The organism is Hallella sp., assembly GCF_037460745.1.
GTDB classification, from domain to species: domain Bacteria; phylum Bacteroidota; class Bacteroidia; order Bacteroidales; family Bacteroidaceae; genus Prevotella; species Prevotella faecis.
The window spans coordinates 1-1,425 of sequence record NZ_JAXVAE010000034.1 but is presented as its reverse complement, the minus strand read 5'-3'; the positions used below and the strand labels follow the sequence as shown (position 1 = coordinate 1,425).

At 44.5% G+C, this 1,425-nt stretch carries 2 protein-coding genes; both read right to left on the bottom strand.

The features are described 5' to 3' along the window. Nucleotides 1-259 precede the first annotated feature (259 nt). A complete protein-coding gene (rplQ, locus tag WKK33_RS00740; RefSeq protein ID WP_215760066.1) occupies nucleotides 260-745 on the bottom strand; it encodes a 50S ribosomal protein L17 in 486 nt (161 codons plus the stop codon). Nucleotides 746-787: 42 nt separating this feature from the next. Next, on the bottom strand, nucleotides 788-1,425 hold a 638-nt coding region (gene rpoA / locus WKK33_RS00735; RefSeq protein ID WP_337570813.1), incomplete at its 5' end, for a DNA-directed RNA polymerase subunit alpha.

Genomic DNA, 1,425 nt, shown 5'->3' with positions numbered 1-1,425 from the left:
CTTGCGAGTTTTTTTGCAATTAACAAGTCGGCATATTTCGGATGGTTACGTTAAAAAACCTTTTGCGTCACCCAAAATCAGGTGACGCAAAGATACAAAATATTGTTTATCAATCAGTTATAAAATACGTGTTTTTTGAGTGACGAAGTCAGGAAAAAATGGATTGAACGCATCAAATAACACAAAAGAAACGAAAGCAAAAAAAATCTCCGGCTCAGAAAGAACCGGAGATTTCTTATAAAGTGAAAATGCGATCAGATTATTCAGCCTTGGGAGCCTCTGTTGAGGTCTCTGCAACTGCCTCAGGAGCAACCTCATCAGCCTTCTTCGTAGAACGACGGCTACGACGAGTCTTCTTCTCAACCTTAGCAGTCTTGGCCATGTTCTCATCGAAGTCAACGAGCTCGATGAAAGCCATAGAAGCAGCGTCACCCAAACGAGAGCCGAGCTTGATGATACGTGTGTAGCCACCGGGACGGTCAGCAACCTTGGCGGCAACCTCACCGAACAACTCCTTAACCGCATACTTGTTCTGAAGGTAACGGAAAACAACACGACGGCTGTTTGTGTCGTCCTTCTTGCAACGTGTGATCAGCGGCTCAACATACATCTTGAGAGCCTTGGCCTTAGCGAGGGTCGTAGTGATTCTTTTGTGCATAATCAGGCTGCATGCCATGTTAGCGAGCATGCTTGAGCGATGAGATGCAGTACGACCCAGATGGTTGAATTTCTTATTATGTCTCATTTTGTTTTTTACGTTTTGAAAGAGCGTTATCTAAAAATAGAACTACTCCTTGTCTAATTTATACTTGGAAATGTCGGTTCCAAACGACAGATTCAGACTCTCGAGCAAATCATCAAGCTCAGAAAGCGATTTCTTACCGAAGTTACGGAACTTCAAGAGATCTGTCTTATTATACTGCACGAGATCTCCAAGGGTCTCAACATCAGCAGCCTTCAGACAGTTAAGCGCACGAACTGAAAGATTCATATCGGTAAGCTTAGTCTTCAGCAACTGGCGCATGTGCAGCACTTCCTCATCAAACTCCTGGTTGCCATCGGCGTTCGGATTCTCAAGAGTAATCTTCTCGTCAGAGAACAACATGAAGTGATAGATAAGGATCTTAGCAGCCTCCTTCAGGGCGTCCTTCGGGTGAATGGAACCATCCGTAGTAACCTCAAGCGTGAGCTTATCATAGTCGGTCTTCTGCTCGACACGAGTAGGCTCAACAGAGTACTTGACGTTGCGGATAGGGGTGTAGATTGAATCGATTGGGAGTACATTAACATCTGTGCAGAACTGACGATTCTCATCAGCGGGGACGTATCCACGACCCTTATTGATAGTCAGGTCAATTTGCATAGATGCCTTGGAGTCTAAATGACAAATCACCAAATCAGGGTTTAACACTTCAAATCCAGTCA